Origin of the sequence: Nostoc sp. (genome assembly GCF_036917095.1) — a bacterium.
Classification (GTDB): Bacteria; Cyanobacteriota; Cyanobacteriia; order Cyanobacteriales; family Nostocaceae; genus Nostoc.
Genome location: NZ_JBALFH010000023.1, coordinates 149,857 through 169,132 on the forward strand (window position 1 = coordinate 149,857; position 19,276 = coordinate 169,132).

General features: G+C 41.6%; 16 protein-coding genes and 1 riboswitch. Of the genes, 9 read left to right on the top strand and 7 right to left on the bottom strand.

Annotated features, from left to right (window positions below; translation table 11 throughout):
- Positions 1-85 precede the first annotated feature (85 nt).
- Positions 86-589 (bottom strand): GNAT family N-acetyltransferase, encoded by a 504-nt coding sequence (locus V7L01_RS12700; RefSeq protein ID WP_335035195.1) that lies wholly within the window; start codon positions 587-589, stop codon positions 86-88.
- A gap of 627 nt (positions 590-1,216) precedes the next feature.
- On the opposite strand from V7L01_RS12700, the gene V7L01_RS12705 reads away from it, so the two are divergent.
- The 3 genes from V7L01_RS12705 to thiC all read left to right on the top strand — a co-directional run bounded on the left by V7L01_RS12705 (position 1,217) and on the right by thiC (position 5,161).
- Positions 1,217-1,696: a protein tyrosine phosphatase family protein gene (locus V7L01_RS12705; protein WP_335035241.1), complete on the top strand. Its 480-nt coding sequence runs from the start codon at positions 1,217-1,219 to the stop codon at positions 1,694-1,696.
- A 349-nt stretch (positions 1,697-2,045) separates the two neighbouring features.
- Complete coding sequence (locus tag V7L01_RS12710) at positions 2,046-3,611, top strand: cytochrome P450 (protein ID WP_335035197.1); 1,566 nt, start codon at positions 2,046-2,048, stop codon at positions 3,609-3,611.
- Positions 3,612-3,683: 72 nt separating this feature from the next.
- Positions 3,684-3,780: riboswitch (TPP riboswitch) on the top strand.
- 7 nt (positions 3,781-3,787) lie between these two features.
- On the top strand, positions 3,788-5,161 hold the full coding sequence (thiC, locus tag V7L01_RS12715; RefSeq protein ID WP_335035199.1) for a phosphomethylpyrimidine synthase: 1,374 nt from the start codon (positions 3,788-3,790) through the stop codon (positions 5,159-5,161).
- Between the two features lie 140 nt (positions 5,162-5,301).
- Here the strand turns inward: thiC and larC are convergent, their stop codons facing one another.
- On the bottom strand, positions 5,302-6,582 hold the full coding sequence (gene larC / locus V7L01_RS12720; protein ID WP_335035201.1) for a nickel pincer cofactor biosynthesis protein LarC: 1,281 nt from the start codon (positions 6,580-6,582) through the stop codon (positions 5,302-5,304).
- 66 nt (positions 6,583-6,648) lie between these two features.
- Here larC and V7L01_RS12725 point away from each other — a divergent pair, with 66 nt between their 5' ends.
- The 3 genes from V7L01_RS12725 to V7L01_RS12735 all read left to right on the top strand — a co-directional run bounded on the left by V7L01_RS12725 (position 6,649) and on the right by V7L01_RS12735 (position 9,728).
- Complete coding sequence (locus tag V7L01_RS12725) at positions 6,649-7,308, top strand: L-threonylcarbamoyladenylate synthase (RefSeq protein WP_335035203.1); 660 nt, start codon at positions 6,649-6,651, stop codon at positions 7,306-7,308.
- A gap of 407 nt (positions 7,309-7,715) precedes the next feature.
- Entirely contained in the window at positions 7,716-8,936 is a 1,221-nt protein-coding gene (locus tag V7L01_RS12730; protein WP_335035205.1) for a HetZ-related protein, read from the top strand.
- 315 nt (positions 8,937-9,251) lie between these two features.
- Positions 9,252-9,728, top strand: coding sequence for a PD-(D/E)XK nuclease superfamily protein (locus V7L01_RS12735; RefSeq protein WP_335035206.1), 477 nt, complete (start codon positions 9,252-9,254; stop codon positions 9,726-9,728).
- Here V7L01_RS12735 and V7L01_RS12740 read toward each other — a convergent pair.
- A complete protein-coding gene (locus tag V7L01_RS12740) occupies positions 9,700-10,557 on the bottom strand; it encodes a DNA adenine methylase (RefSeq protein ID WP_335035208.1) in 858 nt (285 codons plus the stop codon). The two genes, V7L01_RS12735 and V7L01_RS12740, sit on opposite strands and share 29 nt — an antisense overlap.
- A gap of 164 nt (positions 10,558-10,721) precedes the next feature.
- Here V7L01_RS12740 and V7L01_RS12745 point away from each other — a divergent pair, with 164 nt between their 5' ends.
- The 3 genes from V7L01_RS12745 (at position 10,722) to V7L01_RS12755 (ending at position 12,569) form a co-directional block, all read left to right on the top strand.
- Positions 10,722-10,928 (top strand): DUF751 family protein, encoded by a 207-nt coding sequence (locus tag V7L01_RS12745; RefSeq protein WP_335035210.1) that lies wholly within the window; start codon positions 10,722-10,724, stop codon positions 10,926-10,928.
- A gap of 119 nt (positions 10,929-11,047) precedes the next feature.
- A complete protein-coding gene (gene rbfA / locus V7L01_RS12750) occupies positions 11,048-11,467 on the top strand; it encodes a 30S ribosome-binding factor RbfA (protein WP_335035212.1) in 420 nt (139 codons plus the stop codon).
- 865 nt (positions 11,468-12,332) lie between these two features.
- Positions 12,333-12,569, top strand: coding sequence for a DUF4327 family protein (locus V7L01_RS12755; protein ID WP_012407481.1), 237 nt, complete (start codon positions 12,333-12,335; stop codon positions 12,567-12,569).
- 779 nt (positions 12,570-13,348) lie between these two features.
- On the opposite strand, the gene V7L01_RS12760 is transcribed toward V7L01_RS12755, so the two are convergent.
- From V7L01_RS12760 to V7L01_RS12775, 4 genes are all read right to left on the bottom strand, one after another.
- Positions 13,349-13,702, bottom strand: coding sequence for a hypothetical protein (locus V7L01_RS12760; protein ID WP_335035214.1), 354 nt, complete (start codon positions 13,700-13,702; stop codon positions 13,349-13,351).
- Positions 13,703-14,360: 658 nt separating this feature from the next.
- Positions 14,361-14,963 carry a hypothetical protein gene (locus V7L01_RS12765; RefSeq protein WP_335035215.1) on the bottom strand — a complete coding sequence of 201 codons (603 nt, stop codon included), beginning with the start codon at positions 14,961-14,963 and terminating at the stop codon, positions 14,361-14,363.
- A 357-nt stretch (positions 14,964-15,320) separates the two neighbouring features.
- The gene (locus V7L01_RS12770; protein WP_335035217.1) at positions 15,321-16,670 is read right to left on the bottom strand and encodes a cytochrome P450; all 1,350 of its coding nucleotides are present in this window, start codon (positions 16,668-16,670) and stop codon (positions 15,321-15,323) included.
- A gap of 94 nt (positions 16,671-16,764) precedes the next feature.
- Positions 16,765-18,657: a lipoxygenase family protein gene (locus V7L01_RS12775; RefSeq protein ID WP_335035219.1), complete on the bottom strand. Its 1,893-nt coding sequence runs from the start codon at positions 18,655-18,657 to the stop codon at positions 16,765-16,767.
- Between the last annotated feature and the right edge of the window lie 619 nt (positions 18,658-19,276).

Genomic DNA, 19,276 nt, shown 5'->3' on the forward strand with positions numbered 1-19,276 from the left:
GGATATGTAGAAAAAGTTGTGGTAATTTGGGTAAAAATAATATTGAAATCAGCATTTTTAAAGTTATTGAAAAACTTGGATCGGCTTAAGTTGATTTTGGGGCGGGAGATAATGTTTTACTCATTTTAGTAACTGGGACAATTACACCACTTCTTAAATAATGAGGTGCCTTTTGGATAGCAGTAAATCCCAGTCGTAAATAAAACCCTTCAGCATAAAGACTAGCAGTTGTAATTACCTTATCTATACCTTGTTCAGTTGCTTCATCGCAAAAATGTTGAACCAAAGCACGCCCGATCCCTTTACCTTGATATTTAGGATGAACATACAGTCCGATGAGTTCATCAATAATAAAACTAGCAAAACCGATAACAACATCTCCCTGGAGCGCAACCCAGAAAGTTTCTACTTTCATACTCTTCAAGATATTTGAACCATCAGGTTTGTCGCGGTAATTACGCCAAGCTAAAAGTTCTTTCCGAGTGTAAAAAGTTGCAGGCAGAGCTTTGATAGCAGCAATATGAATTGCACTCAGCACCCAGGCATCTGTTTCTTGGGCAGGCCGGAGAGATATTTCGTTAGCGCTCATAAGTTCAGGGCTAGCATTCAGATTACATGCCTGTTTGACTTTTTGGTATGTTATGAGAAATTTTAGTTGCGTAGGCGTAGCCCGCACTTCTCTACGAGATGCTGCGCCAAGCTTGCTTCCCCGTAAGGGTACGACAGAGCTACGCGACCGTCGTAGACATCCTAAGACATTAATTTAGATAGACAAATTATCAACTCTTTACTGATATTAGCAGTTTGCAATTGAGTCACAACTCGCTGGACAATTTGCCGACTGATTTCTTGAACATTGTGACTCGCAGCACTCACGCGAGCAAGTACATCCACAGGGGCAGTTTGGGAAGAACCAGCGATCGCACCGCCACCTGTAATTCGATCGCGATCGATGACAACTCCTAGAATATAAGCTACCGTAATTTTATACGTAAAAAGTATAATAAGTTTTAATCAACACTAAGTCTATCGATAAACCGTATATTATGGATAAAGCAATAAAATAACTAACTTCAAAATCTGTATTTTGAATTAATCAAGCTATATCTTTTGATATTTGGCTAATTTTGAGGTTTTTATTTGTATATCTTCTCAAAGCTTGCTGATTCGACTATTTACCAAGCTAGAAGCCATTAGAAAGTGAAAAGGAGTGAATGTGATCAACGCCATACAGATTAACGAAAACTTGACAACAACAGGGCAAGTTATACCAAAACAGCTTGAGCAAGCTATTCAAGAAGGTTTTAAGTCCGTTCTAAATCTGCGATCGCCTGATGAGCTAGGATTTTCCCAGGATGAGCAAAAAGTAGCGGAAGCATTGGGGCTGCATTATACGAATGTTCCACTCAAGGTGGATTTAAAAAATTTGAATGAAGAGGCGATTACCAAAATTCTCAGGACACTCGAACAAATCCCTAAACCAGCAGTTGTGCATTGTGCAGCCGGGATGCGATCGACTGGAATTGCCCTCTTAAGTATCGCTATCCAGGAAGGATTAACACCAGAAGAAACCTTAGCCAGAGCTAAGAATCTGGGTTTTGGATTCTTTGAACACGCTGGCGTTAGTCCTCGGCTAAAACAATTATTTGTAGACTACGTTAACAAACACGCGAAAGTAGTTGTCCCTACTTGCTGAAACAGCGAGTTTAACAAACCTCTCCCTGCCTTGAACTTTCGTTCAAGTCTGTCCCTCTCCGACTCGGAGAGGGACGGTTTTGCGTAGTAAAACCTTCTTAGAGGTTTCTTTTATTCAGGTACAATTCGCACAACTGGGCAGTGGATGAGGCAACGTACAAAGTAAAGGCGATCGCTCCATAATACCTGGTGGTTAAAAGCTTTTGCTTTTGTGTTTCCGACCTCGATTTTCTGCAATATAGGTACTCTTGCTTATTGACAGATAGTATTTGACCTTAACCTCTCACGAATGGGAAACAATAAGGTAGCATCTGGGTAATTTGAAGTTTTTGGTGGATAAAGGTGGATTCATGTTCCAAGACATTACTGCTCAGATTGCTTATTCTGACTCACTTCCATATTTAGCAACAGTCTCAGGCGTTACTAGCATAGCCGGAATAATTGGGTGGCGCTGGTGGAAGCAAAAGAACACATATAAATCGCTACAATCACTCCCTTCTCCTCCCAAACACTGGCTGTTAGGAAATTTTCCTCAAATATTAGCAGCAGTGAAACAGAAAAAATTATTCCGGCAAATATTTGATTGGAGTCAACAGCTAGGCCCGATGTATGTTATTTGGAATGGCAACAACCCAGTTGTCATTTTAAGTAAACCAAAAGTTATCGACAATACCATTGTCAATGGAATGAAAGATGGTAGCTTAATCAGGTCTGAGCAATTACGCAAAGCTTGGAACGACATGAGTAGTCCCATTCTAATAGGAGAAACTGGGATTGAGTGGCAGTGGCGACGCAAAGCTTGGAACCCGGAATTCAGTTCTAGCAGTCTCTCGAAATATGTAGAAATGATTAGCCAAGCCTGCGAACAAGTAATTGAGACACTCAAAGAAGCAGCGCCACCAAAAGAAGTTCACGTAGATCCTTTGTTTGTAGAACTAACAATGAGAGTGATTTCTTGTCTAGTACTCGGCATTCCTGTGAATAGAAACAGTACTAGTCATGAAGGGCCATCTCTGGAAGTTCTCAAGGTGTACGAAGCGATGTCTATTTTAGGCTATCGGTTCCTACGACAAGCTACTGGAGAGAAAATATGGATGAAATATTTGCCAACTAAAAATTCAAGAGAATATTGGGCAGCAAGGCGATATTTAGAGGAATTTCTAACTCCCCGTGTAGACTTAGCTTTAAGGCTCAGAGAACAAAACACAACCAATTTACCACAGGTAAGTTCTTTGTTCCTGGAATCAATGTTAGTCAAAATCGCTGCCAAAGAACCAAAATACAATCATAAAACATTAATAGCAGAATCTGTTGAATTATTAATAGCTGGTACTGACACAACAGCCCATACTTTATCCTTTGCGATCGGAGAGTTGAGCTTAAATCAAAGGGTTTTTCAGCAAGCACGAGACATCGTTGACCAAGCTTGGCAAAGGTTTGGCTGTATTAATACAGAAAGCCTCAAGGAATTGGCTTATATTCGCGCAATTATCAAGGAGACGTTACGCCTTTATTCAGTCGCATCAGGCTCAACTTCATTGGAGACTCAACGCGACACTGTAATTGAGGGTCAAGTGATTCCTCGCGGTACAAGAATATCCTGGTCAATGCTTGCTGCTGGAAGAGATCCAGAAGTTTATGCTAATCCAGGGGAATTTTTACCGGAACGTTGGTTAGACAAGAGTAAGGAAACTAGCTCACTGCCAATGATAGATTTTGGCTCAGGGCCTCATCGTTGCTTGGGAGAGCATCTATCAATGCTAGAAGCAACTATGATGCTAGCATTATTGCTCCGGTACTTCGACTGGGAGTTAGTCAACGGTCGTTCTTCTCTGGAACAATTACAGCAAAACCTGTTAATTTATCCATCCGATAAAATGCCAGTGCGCTTTCGGTTGAGAAATTCGCTTCCATAACAAAAAACCTAGAAGTTGGGTTTGAATTGTTTTAACACCCTTACCCCCAGATATAACGAAGGTGGTACACTACATCAATGCTAGGGGTGCCTACATAACCAGGCTGAGATCACACCCTTAACACCTGAGTCTGGGTAATACCAGCGGAGGGAAGCTGTTTATTGAGGAATCACAATATGCGGACAGAATGGGTTGCTAAACGACGTGGGCAGAGTAATGTATCTCAAATGCACTACGCCCGCCAAGGTGTTATCACCGAAGAAATGCACTACGTCGCCCAACGCGAAAATCTCCCTGCCGATCTCATTCGTGAGGAAGTAGCGCGGGGACGAATGATTATCCCGGCTAATATTAATCACACTAATTTAGAGCCGATGGCTATTGGCATCGCCTCTAAATGTAAAGTAAATGCTAATATCGGTGCTTCCCCCAACTCTTCTAATCTTCAGGAAGAAGTTGATAAGCTGAATCTGGCAGTAAAGTACGGTGCTGATACCGTAATGGATTTATCCACAGGCGGCGGTAATTTGGATGAAATTCGTACCGCCATCATCAAAGCTTCCCCTGTTCCCATTGGTACAGTGCCAGTCTACCAAGCTTTAGAAAGTGTCCACGGCACAATCGAAAACCTGACTGCTGATGATTTTCTCCATATCATCGAAAAGCACGCCCAGCAAGGAGTAGACTATCAAACTATCCACGCAGGGATTTTGCTTGAGCATTTGCCTTTGGTGAGAAACCGGCTCACTGGTATTGTCTCTCGCGGCGGCGGTATTTTGGCGCGGTGGATGCTACATCACCACAAACAAAACCCGCTTTATACCCACTTCCAAGATATTATTGAGATTTTCAAAAAATATGATGTCTCCTTCAGTTTAGGAGATTCCCTGCGTCCCGGCTGCACCCATGATGCCTCAGATGAAGCACAATTAGCTGAATTGAAAACCCTTGGACAGCTAACTCGTAAAGCCTGGGAAGATGATGTACAGGTGATGGTGGAAGGGCCTGGACATGTGCCAATGGATCAAATTGAATTCAACGTCCGTAAGCAAATGGAAGAGTGTTCGGAAGCACCTTTCTATGTTTTGGGGCCATTGGTGACAGACATTGCTCCCGGTTATGACCACATCACTTCAGCTATTGGAGCCGCAATGGCTGGATGGTACGGTACTGCGATGCTGTGCTACGTAACACCTAAAGAACATTTGGGTCTACCAAATGCCGAAGATGTGCGGAATGGGTTGATTGCTTACAAAATAGCGGCTCATGCAGCTGATATTGCTAGACATCGCCCTGGTGCAAGAGATAGAGATGATGAACTTTCCAAGGCGCGTTACAACTTCGATTGGAACCGTCAGTTTGAATTATCACTCGATCCAGAAAGAGCTAAGGAATATCACGATGAAACTCTGCCAGCAGATATCTATAAAACTGCTGAGTTTTGTTCGATGTGTGGGCCTAAGTTCTGCCCAATGCAAACTAAAGTTGATGCTGATGCGCTGACAGAACTAGAGAAGTTCTTGGCGAAAGAAACTGTTACCCAAAGCTAGCAGATGATCTAGTCAACTTAAACCCTAGCGAATAGAATTCGCGGAGTTTAGGGGCACACAAACGAAGTCCACCTCCGTGGACTAATTGAAAATAAAGCTTTTTTACCTCGTTCCCAGTCTCTGACTAGGAACGAGGATATTTAGGCATTGACTAAATACCAACGCTGTAGCGCCAAACGTTGAATTTCACGCCAGGGAATATTATGTTTTCTGGCTAACTCTGCACAATCTTCATATTCTGGCTGCACATTAGCAATAACTTTTTCTGGTGATTGTCCTTTCCATGCTACTTTGACACGCACTTTGCCATATTCAATTTCCACTTGTTGAATTTCTCGTTCTAAAATGGTGCGTTGCTGAGTTGTTCGCCGAATGCCCAAAGTAGTGGTTTCGCGAAATAAAACCGCTTCACAACTGAGTAAATTTTCTGGATGACAAATCACAGTCAGCAAAATCCCAGGACGGGACTTTTTCATACCGATCGCTTGGGTAAAAACATCTACCGCACCAGCAGCGAACAACGCCTCAAACACATAGCCGATCGCTTGCGGATTTAAATCATCAATTTGAGTTTCTAATACTGATATCGTTTCTAAATTTGAGCTACTATCTTCAAAATCGTTGAAATTAGACTGTAAACTTACGCTTTCACCCACCCAAAGGCGTAAAATATTGGGAATGGGTAAATTTATGGTTCCTGCTCCCAACCCTATCTGCTTGATAGCGATCGCGGGTGGCGAACCAAAATCTCTTGCCAAAGTAGTAGCGATCGCAGCTCCTGTTGGTGTCACCAGTTCTCTGTCAATGCCATTGCTATAAACTGGACAACCCCGCATTTCCCACAGCTTTAATACCGCTGGTACTGGTACTGCCATCTGACCATGTGCAGCCCGAACAGTGCCGCCACCAGTCGGGAATGCCGAGCAGTAAAGTAAGGGCAATCCTGACTCATTGCTCTCAATCCCCAACCAATCCAACCCCAGGCAAGTACCCACAATATCTACGATCGCATCTACAGCACCCACCTCATGAAAATGAACTTTTTCAGGAGAAATGCCATGCACCGCCCCTTCTGCTACTGCTAGCTGTCGAAATACCGCCAAACTCCAAGCTTCTGCCCGTGATGGCAACCCCGCTTTGAGAATCATCCGCTCTATTTCTGGCAAGTGGCGTGTGCGATCGTGACTGTGTTCGTGGCCGTGGTGATGGTGATGGTCGCGTGCTAAATTAACATGGACTTTAGTCGCCTGCTGACCATTGCGTTGGACAAGTTCTGCCCTTAACTGATATTCCTGTTCAATTCCCAACCCATTGAGTTTTTCAATTAAATACTCCACAGGAACACCCAAACTGACCAAAGCACCCAGGCACATATCACCGGAGATTCCTGTCGGACATTGAAGATAAGCAATTTTATTCATAATAAATTAGTCATTAGTCATTAGTCATTAGTTATTCTCCCTTGTCCCTTCTCACCAAATCTCTGTATGGCAAAAATTTTCCCAGTTCATCCGGATAATCCTCAAGTTCGCCGAATAGAGGAAATAAAGTCGGCGCTTTCTAGTGGCGCAGTCATGCTTTACCCTACTGATACAGTCTATGCGATCGGTTGTGATTTGAATGCTAAGTCGGCGGTAGAACGAGTGCGGCAAATTAAACAGCTAGCAAATGATAAACCACTGACATTTTTATGTCCCTCGCTTTCAAATGTGGCAACTTATGCCTTCGTAAGTGACACAGCCTATCGGATTATGAAACGCCTGGTTCCAGGGCCATACACGTTTTTGCTCCCAGCGACTAAGTTAGTACCGCGATTGGTGCAAAGCCCCAAACGGAAAACTACTGGAATTAGAGTCCCAAACCATACTGTGTGTTTGGAGTTGCTGGCAGCGTTGGGCAATCCAATTATTTCAACTTCAGCACATCTACCACCAGATGAAGCGGATGATGGCATGATTCGGATAGATCCAGAAACTGTTCAGTCGCGGGTAGAGCTATTTGACCGTTTAGACAAGTTGGTAGACATAATTGTAGACACTGGCGAGGAACCTACATTTGAAGTATCTACCATCTTGGATATGACCGGAGATGAAGCAGTAATTATACGGAGGGGTTTAGGTTGGGAAGCAGCAGCAGCATGGGTATAAGAATTAAACTTCACAGGCACACCTCTCCGTTTCGGAAATTGTGATAAAAACGACTCCACTTTTGAAATTGTCATATTTAGAAGCGATGCCTACGACGATCTGTTCGGTGACGTAGTGGATATAACAGGATGGTGGCAACAGTTGGCATAGCAAGGTATTTGACAACTTTGACTAAATGGCGGGTACTTATGTCCCAGCGTCAATGTGGTGGCTTGTGAAAGAACCGACACATTGCTATAACCGTAACTCTTTCGTATTTCCTACAGTTTTATATATGAGCTTTAGATGTGAGCATTACATGCGGCAAGCGTTGATGGATGAATGCCCAAAGATTCACAAGCCAAGGCCTGCCTTGATTGCTGTGTCTGCGTTGTAATTACGGTGCAATACTACTACCTGGAAAAGTCATGAAATCTAACGTCGTCAATCTACCAAACTCTACACCTATTTTTGAGAACCACGTTTCGACTGAAGAATTTTCAGATAGCAGCAGCGATACCCTAATTGAATTGCTGCGTGAGGAAATGCAAGGGCAAGTGAAAGCAACACCCAAGTGTGTAGAAGCCTTAGCAAAGCGTATAGCTGTAGAAGTAGAACGCATTTGCGATAAAAGCTCCCGTATCCAAACATCTGGGGAAATTAAATCCTGGCAGATTACGTTGGGAAGGCATCGGATGCAAAAGTGCTTACGCTACTATCAACTCGGTTCCAAACAAGGACGGGTAGAATTACATAGCAATTTGGGTGCTATGGTTTACCGCCATGTAACTATATCCGGCTCTGAGTTGGGTTTTGAGGCTCGTTACAGTCTAATTGAAGATTTTTTACAAGCATTTTATATCGAAGCTATCAAAGCTTTCCGCAGAGAAAACGAACTACCCGACGATCACACGCCGCGTACTCAGCTGCAATTGGCTGAATACATGGCCTTTACAGAACAGTATGCCAAACGTCGGATCAATTTACCTGGTGGTGCAAATCAGCAATTGATTATCTTGCGGGCCCAAGGTTTTGCTCGTCGTCAGCCCCAAGAAACTACCGTGGATATCGAAATGGCGGTAGAGTCTGCTAAGGGTGAAGAAGCAGAATCTTACCAGCGTAACTCGGCGGTGCAACAGCTGCGATCGCAAATGATTGCCCAAACTAATTTCGATCCATCTGAAGAGTCAGAACGCGATCGCGTCATCACTGAATTGATGAAATACCTGGAGTCTCAAGGACAATCTGACTGTATGAACTACCTCAGTCTGAAACTCCAAGACCTCTCAGCCCCAGAAATTGACCAAATTCTCGGTTTAACCAGCCGTCAGCGCGATTATCTCCAACAACGGTTTAAATACCATGTGGAAAAGTTTGCCAAGCAACACCACTGGCAATTGGTACATCAATGGTTAGGCGCGGGTTTAGAGCAAAAGTTGGGTTTATCTTCCCAGCAGTGGGAAATTTTTGTGAATCAACTCACAGAACAGCAACAGCAGATATTAGAGTTAAAAACTGCCCGACAAAACGACGTTGCGATCGCCAAAACCATCAAATGCACCCCCAAACAGTTACAAAAGCGCTGGACTCAACTTTTAGAACTAGCATGGTCTATCCGCAACGGTCATACTGAGGCACAGACTGGTTGAAGCTAAGACGAAATAACTAAAATTTATCCAACCTTAATCCTAGTTATTAGAGAGGTTAGGAAAAAGGTTAAGGGATAAAGAGAAAAGGAAAATTCCATTTCTTTCATACTTCCCTGAATTAGTAACTCGTTCCCGATCCAAATTATTAATACATTTGTATTTGTTTAGTACACAAGTACCAATATTTTCAGATTTTTTACCTATTAATCCAACCTTGTTTAGTCAAAATCAAAAATTCATATTAAGTAACTGACCATTTGTTACTACTTCTGTGAAATCCTATAATAAGCAGGACTTTTGGCAGAGGGATTGAAGATGGCTCTGACTCAAGGCGGACGGGCAAATAAGTCTGGGAATATTCTAGAAGGAAATGTAGAAGCAATCTTGTATGGACATAATTATTTCCAAGTAGGGAACTATGTTCCAAAAGAATTTATATTAAATGCTGCTTTATTACCAAAACGTTATGGAAAAGAAGTTTATATTGGAACTGGAATTTATCATACCGATTTGAAGGTTGATTTTTATGTTGTTGGCTCGCCAGCAATGCCATCTGGTTTAATTTTCGAGTGTAAATGGCAAGAAAGCCCCGGTTCGGTTGATGAAAAGTTTCCTTACTTGAACATGAATATCCAGAACTATTACCCTGCACCTACTATCGTGATTTTAGGCGGTGAAGGTATGCGAGAAGGCGCAAGCAAATGGCTAAAAGCAAGAGTTAATGATAACCATAATTTATTAGCAGTTTATAGCTTAGACAGATTCATTGCTTGGGCAAATAAAAATCTTTAAAAGATGTAATTAATAACTCATAAATCATCCCTCTATTTTTTATGTTTGAGTTAATCGATCGTACTGCTTTGATTCTATAAGTTTCAAAATTAATATCAGTATAAATTTTACTAATAAATTCGCTATCAGAATTACATACCATAACTTTCACACCACGACTTGCCAACTCTGCACAAGTATCTCTTAAAAGTTCTTGGTCTTTTTTACTAAAACAATTTTGACTATAAGCAGTGAAATAGCTAGTTTCGCTGATAGGATGGTAGGGCGGATCAAAAAATACAAAGTCATCACTGCTTGTGGCATAATTTAACACATCAACAAAATCTGCTTGTTGAATTTTTGCATGAGAAAGTGCTACAGAGGCTGCTCTTAGTAAAACCTCAGAACAAATATTGGGATTTTCATATCTGCCTAAAGGAACATTGAATTTACCCTGTGAGTTGACTCGATAAAGGCCATTAAAACAAGTCTTATTAAGATAAATTAGACGAGCAGCTTTTTCTATATCAGTACCACTAAAGTTGTTTCTAACACTATAGTAATAATCTTTATTATGTCGGATTTTATGTTCTTTCAATAGAGATATTAATTCCTCAACACGATCTCTAACACAACAATAAGTGTTAATTAATTCCGCGTTAATATCAGTTAAAATCGCTGTATTTGGTTGGAGATAGAAAAAAACAGCACCACCACCCAAGAATGGCTCATAGTAATTTTTATAACTTTTGGGAAAATAAGGAATATATTGCTGTATCAACCTACTTTTACCCCCTGCCCACTTCAAAAATGGACGCGGGCTAGTTTCTTTGGGGATTTGAATTACCATTTACTTCTGATTTAACTGAAAATAATCGTGACTAAATAAAGCAAATATAACCGACGAAGTATATTTTATATTAACTGCTAATTTTTCAGCCGCATAGATTACAATTGAGTAGATAAAGCATATCAAAACAAACGTAAGTATATAACAAGGCAGTTTACATTCAGATGTTTGACGGATTTTGGGATAACGTCTTTCGCTACCCCCGGTACTTAATTACTATCGTCTTAGGACTGTTTCTGAACACCTTTGCGCCATTAGTACCATTGTTGAAGCGCCCAGTCACCTTAATCGCTATCTTGGGTTTCTTTGTGAGCAGCCTAATCTTCCTGACTCTCACCCTACGTGCAATGCTGGGCTTGAGTACAATCTAGACTAGCGCTATATCGGGGCTGTGCCCCACAGACGGTTGCTCTTGGCGTTGCTTCCGCTAAGTACTGTCTACTCAACTTGTATTTTTGTTGTACAACCTCTGTGAGGAGGCGAAATTTTTATGGCTACAAATCGCCGGGTTTCCCGCGTTGCTGAACTGATCAAACGGGAAGTTAGCCAAATGCTGCTCAACGGCATTAAGGATGACCGTGTGGGTACAGGAATGGTAAGTGTTACTGATGTTGATGTTTCTGGCGATCTCCAACACGCTAAAATCTACGTCAGTATCTATGGTACAGATGAAGCTAAGGCAGAAACAATGGCAGGTTTAAAGTCGGCCACGGGTTACGTCCGCAGCGAACTTGGGGCGCGGGTACGGCTACGTCGCACGCCAGAGGTCATTTTTCTCGAAGATCGCTCCATAGAACGCGGTAATAAGGTACTGGCACTACTCAACCAACTTAACCATGAGCGTCCGCCAGAAAATCTGGTATCAGTAGAAGACAGGACAGAGCAAGATGATGAATCATTTAGTGAATAAGTGACTGAAATAACAATGTAACTTCAGAACAATTAATCTCAGCAAATCCGCCAAACAGTTTACAGACGTGACTAGATCGCGTCTGTTTTAATGTGACCATAACCTATTTCAGGGATCGGTAGTTGCATGTATACACTTTCTATTTGTCTTAGCTTTCGTTCTGACTCTACTGCAAAAGCACTGTAGGAGCAGCAACCCTTCTGTGCAGATGCTTGCCTCAAGCATTTTATCTGTGTGTTCTAATTACAAATTAGTCTTACTCCACCCTTCTACAGATGTTTATTAAAAGAAACCTGTGTAACTTTAGTCTTAAAAGTACCTCGGTAATTACGGATTTACTTAAGAAATAATTAACAGATGCTATGGTAAAAGCCTTCGTAGTGTACTTTAGCCGTTATACTTTGCTACAGTTTATACCCAAGTATCTGACAAATATTTTTATGTTGTTTACCCTTAGATAAATACCAGCAATTCTAGATCCGGCTTTAAGGTGATTATTTGATATGTAAGCGATGCCTGTGGCGGGCTATTCGCGGTCGCGCCCTGAACTCTTCTACCCACCAAGTCTTGCCTAAAGGCTTTAATGGCAAGACTTTCAGACTTGTTGAATAAAAGTCATAAAGCTAAAGGAGCATGTTAAGTTAACTACTCGGAATTTTTTTTGTAAAGCGGATTTTCGATAATTGTCAGGATTCGTTGACTTTTGTAACATTTCTTGAGATAATTTCAGGATATCTAGCGTCAAAATAAAAATAGTTCCGTATAGCAAACTACAAAATCCTAGCCACAAGTCTAATTTCTGTAATGTTTGTTCCTAATTATTAACGGGAACACTATCGTAAGTGTTAATTTGTGAGTAAAAAACATGAGTGTGAATACGGTGCCTTCTATCAATTACTACTCTCTCGATCTGATTCAAGACGAAGCACGCCGACTGGTGCAAAAGGGAATGATTAGCCGACAACAGCCAATATATACCCTCTGCCAATACATTCCAGCGAGAGAGTGGGTTTGCGTTGAATGTGAATTAGAGAAATGTGACTTTTTGTTGCGCGATCGCATTGGCGACCTAATTGGTCGCGAACAGTGGGACAACGACTAAATTAATGTTTGATTTCGGATTTGGGATTGGGAGTTTATTTTCGATGTGTGGATGTCACCATCAACGATTCGACGCCCAATCTGGGGGGTAATCTCTGGTTTTTGTTTTAGATTTTGATGAGCATTGCCCCATATAGAATCTTGCGTTTTTCATTAATACAGAAGCATTAGAGTCTGAATTTATACAACTATTCAAGCTGAAGAAAGCATCAGAACCACTTGTTCTGTATATCTGGTGCTACAGCTTGAGTCTAGTATGTAAATTCTGTGACGTTCCTACATCGATCCGATAAAAGTGTAGGAACTTCACTTTTGACTCGCAATTAATTCATCGCCTCGCTTAACTTGATGGAAGCGATAGTTGCTTGGTATTCAAAGCCAAAATGCCTCTTGAAAGGTTTGCTAAGTCGGGCTAACCAACAATAGATAGCGTACCCCTACTCTTAAAGCTTGCTACGCGAACGCTATCGAGTGTCGAGAATATTCGCAAAATCAAAAATTTGCGCGATATGCAACTTATTCTTGGAACCCTGCTTCCATTCGTTTCCCCTACTCCTAAGAGGCTTTGATTATTGCTCCCCTTCACTGCCTTCTCTTCTCTACTAGAGGCTGGGTCAACGAGACGCTTCTCTACTAAAGGCTCTGCCAATGCGTAGCAAGCTTTAAAAGTAAGGGGACGGCACGCTGCGCGAATGTAGGGAAGGGGTTGGGTGTTAGGTTTGAGAGAAAGTTGCACGCGGTATTTGTATAGTATTTTTTATTAAAAAATCATCTGAACTATTATCCTACTTGCTCTAAATAATTATTAATGTCTTCAATGATGCGAGTAAGTTCAGCTTCAGTAGTCAAGCGGATGTTGACGTTGCGGACAGTCAGCAAAACTTTGGCTGCGAAGGGCGTCGGCCAGATATTAGGATTACAGAAAATTTCTAAAAATACTTCACCCGTGTAACGATATTCCAGGGGAGGCTGGGGAGTAATTTTACCGCCGCCAGGAGTGGGTTTAGCGGCGACAGCTTTTAAGCGTTCCATTAGTTGATCTGTTGCTGCTTTTAATTCTCGTGCTGCTTGGGGTGAAAAACTGAAGGAGACGGAACCTTCAATTAGGTTCAAGGTTAGAGGAATTGAAGACATATGTTTTTTATTAAAACTTCTTGATAAGTACTAATATTACCGGAAGAAGGGGGCTGAATCTTACTCTGATAGTTCCCCGTGTCTTCTTCAAAGACCAGTGGTTCATGTAATTAGTTTTGAATGATGGGCTGTGAAAGCTCGTAGTCAGGACTAAAAACCTTGAAATTAAGCGATAAATCGCTCAATAAGCTAAAAAACATCTAAATTGCATAATCAGATTAAATCAAACTCTTGTGGGGTGGGCATCTTGCCCGCCCTAGTTTAAATGTGGAACAGCTTACTAACTCCACAAAATTAATGAGACAGTCGATCCACAGAATCTGGATACCGCTAGTGCCATCAGTTTTAGTTTTGATAGCTAGTGGGGAAAAAATAAGTAATTATACAAGTTTTGATAGTGATTAAAGTAATAGAAAAATCTCAGTAGACTAAAAAGTTCTGCGATCGCCTTACACTTCAGCAAGGCAGTTATTTTAGAAAAACTTTAGCACCTTTGATAAAAAGTTTTTATTAGAGAGTTATTTAATGTTTAATAGAAAAACTAAGTAATCAGTTAATTGAGCTAAAAAAAAGCTTTAAAAATACCATAAATGGTAGTTTTGGTAATTAGCTAATGAGCAGATTTATATCTCACTGTCAAGATGAATATTCCACTCTTTTAGCTGATAATCTGTTTACCGCTAAGATTATTAGAGGCGTTGTTTTTTGAGCTTCTTGCAATCACTAAACACTCATTTGGAACCCTGGTAAGCATATCATTAAAAGCAGGAGTATAACGGCCATCTTCATCAACAACCCTACGGAGAGTATACTCACCAGCCCTAGAAAGACCACCGAACCAAACATTCTTTCTGTGCCAAATATCTCCATTGGGAGAATTTTTATCTTGGGTCATTGTAAAACTTACAATCAATGTTGAAATTGGTATTCCCAGCAAAATAGGTATAATTTTGGCTTGCTGCAAAGTTTCATCTTCAAACTGAATTTTGTAAGTTAACTTAAACAATTGAATAAAACGTAGTGTTATCCAGCCAGGAATCGAGTTGTGAAAAGTCCACTGCAAGGGTGCAAAAACTGGTAATACCAAAGTTCTATTCTGTGCATCCCATTCCAAATTGTACATAGTGATGCAAGTATCTGGTACTGGATTGCCATCCAGAAAAAACACACCCTTAAGCACAGATGGTAAGTTTGTTTCTCTGATTGGAATCATCCAGGTTGCAATATTATTAAGTTGCTTTTGCTCGATTAATTCAGTCATACTAATTTTTCACTCCTAATTCTTAATTAAGATACAACCAACAAAACAATTACAGAGTCTTAAGAGAATGTTTGGAAATTTAGCGTAAACCAAACAGTTATAGATCCTCCTAAAGTCACTTTTTTAAGGGGAGCATCCCAAATGTGCAAGACCTCTTGCATAAATGCTTAAATTGTCATCTTGAGCGGAACAAAACATGTGGTGAAATTCTTCGCAATAGTGCGTTCTGTACTCTGCGAGAACAGAATGACATTGCTGATTTTTTGACTTTTGCAAGAGGTCTAATGGGTTAGGGGGATAAAAAAATATTTGATACTTCTCAAACATTCTCTAACTCCAAACTCCCGACTTCAACACTCACGGCCGTTTAGCAAAACCTTGTAACACTAAATTATTAGGAGTAACGGCAGTCACTTTTTCAAAATCCCACTTTACTTCTGTAATTGAGTCCCATTGATAGTTCTTGAACAGATGTAAACAGAAAATCTTGATAAAGCCAATTGATAAGGATGTACCAGGACAGGCTCGCTCATGCCCTTCACCGTTCCAAGATAAGATATCTGAAAAATTCCGTGTTAAGTCAAAATCATTTGGATTTTGGTATCTGTTGGCATCCCGATTAGCCGTAAAAATAGAGCCAAGCAAGCGAGTACCTTTTTGGAAAGGACATTTTTGTTCTCCAATCTCAATTTCACCCGCTTCAGTGGTAAGTTGGCTAACAAACCGCACAGGTGGATACAGACGAGCTGTTTCTAGAATCACTTGATTGAGAAGTGTTAACTGTTCTAGAGCATCTGGCTCTAAACTTTCCTTGCCATTCCAGACTGCGTTGATTTCTGATACGACATCATTTCTGAGGGTATTATCCAAGCATAGAACACCAATAACAGATCCCAAAAGCGCACTCGTACCCGCAGTACCAGCAATATGAATCATATCGAAAAGGGTATTAGCAATTTGGTGTTCGTTCAACTGATACTGAGCGCCTGTTTCAAAGTAAGATGCCCATTTAGCAGATTGTTTATATCGGTTGGTTAAATATTGACGATGCCGAATTTTTGGCGCTGTTAATATTGCCAGCAAATACTTGCTAATAAAATTTGGCAAGGATGCGAGAACCAAACCTTTAATGTAACTACTCGATGCTGTGATTTCTTCCTCAGATAAAGATATCTGAAAAACCAGTTGGTGCAAAATCGACAGCATGACCTTTGGCAAATCGTTGCCGATGTGTAATTTGCCTTGTTTAGCAGCTTCTAACAAGCTTTGCTCAACTAGATTCCCTAAAAAGTCTATTTTTTGAGACGGTTCCGGTAAGGCTTGTAAGATTACAGTACGCAGTCCTGTGTGTTCGTTCCCGTTCGTTCCCAAGCTCAGAGGATTATCGAGTAGGTAGCTAGGAGCTAATATTCTAATGATGCCTAAATCGTTTCCCCGCAGTTGTGGTTGAGTTTGCATTAGTTCCCTTACCTGCGAGTGAGAAGAATGCATAATTGCTTGGTCTACTGCAAAATACTTGTCTCCAATATTGTCCTTGCGGATGTAGAGAAAGTCCCGCCATGCCTTGAGGATGATTGATGCATCCGTGTAATAAAAAATCAAGCGGAGAAACTTGCCGATCGCACTGTCATAACCTACTTTGGCTAGTATAGGTGCAAGCCAAAGCTGGCGATCGTGACCTTTGAGGACTTTATCTTTAAGTGTCATAATATTTACTTTGAGTCATTGGTCATTTGTCACGAGGCATTGGGCATTGTTATTCTTCCCCTGCTTCCCCTGCTTCCCCTGCCCCCTCTCCAATTCAGATATTGATGCTCTGAGGAATTTTAGAAGGAAGTAGAGATTCATAGCTTGGACGGTTCAAATTACGTTGCTTGATAGTATCTTCTACCTGCTGAAGATGACTCTGAAATCCCTGTAACAATGGTTTTACTTTCTGGTCTGTAAAGTATCCTTGCTGATACTCGCCTAGCTTGTTATAGTATACAGACCCTAACAAGCTGAGTAGGTTATATTGCCGTTGCGCCTGATCTAAGGGGGGAAGCAAATTGAGGTAGTCTTGCTCAGTAACTTCTCTTTTGAGAGTTGAGGCTGGTAAATAACCTGCCAATGGTATGGCTGCGGCGTAGCCCATCAAATCTTTTTGCGGAAAGTTAACGGCTGCATGTTGGGCGCTGGCAGTGAAAATAATCAGCGTAGTGGCATCAATCAGGTAATTCAGCGTTTTGATGCCTCCATCTTCGCCAAAATCGGGGATGCGTCCACCATCGTAAGCTGAGATTTCGGCTGCCCACCTTTGCAAGGCTGTATCTTTTTGAATGTCTTCATCGGTAGGGTAGTAAAGGTTCAGGTAGTCTGAAACCCATTGATGAATTGCATCCCAGACTAATAGTGCATCATCCCGGTATGGGTAAACAGGCAATAGGTTTGGATCGTCCACACCGCGTTGTTGGAATTGCTTGGGTAAGATGGCACTATTAAAACCATAACTTTGCAACCCTAGCACTACTAAAACGCGAGAGTTATCAATTGATGGTGAGAGCAATCTATCGACGCCACCGCCAGGAGCAATGAGAATCCGTTGGGCGGCATCGTTAATTGCTAAGGTGCTGTCAAAATGCGGGCGCAGTAGAATTCTGAGGGGATGGGTAAGTGGCAGTTGTCGATAAGTGGCGATCGCAAAAACCCCAACAAACAGGTGAGTTCTTGCTAGGTGAGTAACAGCTTCGTGCAAGTTGGCATCTGCTATTTGGACAACTGTTTTGGCAAAAAGCCAAGCGTATTTACCGGAGTTAGGGGTAACGATCGGATAATCTGCACCTGGGGTTTGACCGCATTGAATCGCTATCGGACGCAATAGACGGGTGGGATCTGAGCCTTTGGGTAAGGCAAACAGTGCTAGGGGAGCATAAACATATTTTTGCTCGCGTGGGAATGTACCGTTAATCGCACCGGATAAAATTTTATAATCTGCTAAGTAGAGCCTTCCTTCTTGTCCTGCTGCTGCTAATGAATCCTCAGTTCCCATCACTGCTTGGTAATGTTCGTCTGTGACTGGGAAGCGATCGCCTAGAGTAGTTACTCGCTCGATCGTGACGGGATTGTAGCCAGCTACTCGCATGTAGGCAAATACTTCATCTTCGTGGTAAGTTTTAGCGATCGCTGGTACACCAATCACCGGAAATAAATTTTCGTAGTCCTTGAGACTGGTTGCATGTCCTGTGGGTTGTCCTTCATATAAAAGGTTAATTACCCGATTTAGAGCATCTCTGAGGATCACAAGTCCGTTTTCTTTAAGAATAGAAAAGAAAAGATCGTCAAGTTCTCTAACATCCTTAGATATCCCTTTGAGCAAAAACTGAGGGATAATTTGCAGGATTCTCGCCACAATGCTGATTCGCGCTGGTATTGCTCCCTTGAGCAAGGCTTCTAGAATAAACTTTTCGACATCATCACGAATCGATTTAGAACCCTGATTGCCTCTGTTGACAATCAAGGTATTGAGAAAAAGAAATCGTAACTGCTGGGCTACTATAAAATACCAATCGGTGCTGAACTCTTCCGCAACGGAAAGCCGATCCAGCATCGCAATAGATGGAATATGGGTGTAGTTATATTGATACTCTTGCCCAGCTATATCTGGGGTATGAGTGCTTGATAAACTTCTTGAATTATCTGGTGATGAAGCTGTCATTGGCCCTACTCACGTGTAGTACAGGGAACTTTAACAGTTTAGGATAAGGCATTTATCAGTAAGAAAATGCTGCTCACCCCTAGCTTTTGCCCGAAGAGCGAAAGCGCCAAAAATATAGTGTGTAGCGAATGGCGCTACGATCGGCGTAAACTCCTGAGATTACTGGATTTTGGATGTGGGGTGTAGGGAAGAAAGAAGATGTTGATCTCTTTGATGCACTAAAATTCAATTTTCTTAAACACTACACCCTACCCCTTGCCCTGGCAAGTTTTCACCTTTTATTCGTGCCAATCATTCGTGTAGCCATAATATCCCCAATCCGGTAAGTCCTCTTAAAGTTCGGCTTTGCCGTTCTCATAGGGTAGGTGGGTTTCCCGTTGGGCTGGGCATTTTATTTTTTGGATCTCCCTAAACAGGTTTGAGTTAGCTAAACGTATTATCGCAATCAAGTTTGAAATTCTGATTTTTCTAAAAGAAATTTTATGGAATTTCCCGACTTCTGTACGACGCATTGAACGTTTAGAAATCTTGCTCTGCCAGAAAGTCCACAAAAGTGAGGACATATCCCAATGCCTACAAGTTTTAGAGTATTCAAGGCACTTCCAGATAAAAATATCCC

What these genes read in the sequence shown, in the direction of transcription:
- V7L01_RS12700 (WP_335035195.1), bottom strand. Translation starts at nt 589, where the DNA reads ATGAGCGCTAACGAAATATCTCTCCGGCCTGCCCAAGAAACAGATGCC.
- V7L01_RS12710 (WP_335035197.1), top strand. Translation starts at nt 2,046, where the DNA reads ATGTTCCAAGACATTACTGCTCAGATTGCTTATTCTGACTCACTTCCA.
- thiC (WP_335035199.1), top strand. Translation starts at nt 3,788, where the DNA reads ATGCGGACAGAATGGGTTGCTAAACGACGTGGGCAGAGTAATGTATCT.
- larC (WP_335035201.1), bottom strand. Translation starts at nt 6,582, where the DNA reads ATGAATAAAATTGCTTATCTTCAATGTCCGACAGGAATCTCCGGTGAT.
- V7L01_RS12725 (WP_335035203.1), top strand. Translation starts at nt 6,649, where the DNA reads ATGGCAAAAATTTTCCCAGTTCATCCGGATAATCCTCAAGTTCGCCGA.
- V7L01_RS12730 (WP_335035205.1), top strand. Translation starts at nt 7,716, where the DNA reads ATGAAATCTAACGTCGTCAATCTACCAAACTCTACACCTATTTTTGAG.
- V7L01_RS12735 (WP_335035206.1), top strand. Translation starts at nt 9,252, where the DNA reads ATGGCTCTGACTCAAGGCGGACGGGCAAATAAGTCTGGGAATATTCTA.
- V7L01_RS12740 (WP_335035208.1), bottom strand. Translation starts at nt 10,557, where the DNA reads ATGGTAATTCAAATCCCCAAAGAAACTAGCCCGCGTCCATTTTTGAAG.
- V7L01_RS12745 (WP_335035210.1), top strand. Translation starts at nt 10,722, where the DNA reads ATGTTTGACGGATTTTGGGATAACGTCTTTCGCTACCCCCGGTACTTA.
- rbfA (WP_335035212.1), top strand. Translation starts at nt 11,048, where the DNA reads ATGGCTACAAATCGCCGGGTTTCCCGCGTTGCTGAACTGATCAAACGG.
- V7L01_RS12755 (WP_012407481.1), top strand. Translation starts at nt 12,333, where the DNA reads ATGAGTGTGAATACGGTGCCTTCTATCAATTACTACTCTCTCGATCTG.
- V7L01_RS12760 (WP_335035214.1), bottom strand. Translation starts at nt 13,702, where the DNA reads ATGTCTTCAATTCCTCTAACCTTGAACCTAATTGAAGGTTCCGTCTCC.
- V7L01_RS12765 (WP_335035215.1), bottom strand. Translation starts at nt 14,963, where the DNA reads ATGACTGAATTAATCGAGCAAAAGCAACTTAATAATATTGCAACCTGG.
- V7L01_RS12770 (WP_335035217.1), bottom strand. Translation starts at nt 16,670, where the DNA reads ATGACACTTAAAGATAAAGTCCTCAAAGGTCACGATCGCCAGCTTTGG.
- V7L01_RS12775 (WP_335035219.1), bottom strand. Translation starts at nt 18,657, where the DNA reads ATGACAGCTTCATCACCAGATAATTCAAGAAGTTTATCAAGCACTCAT.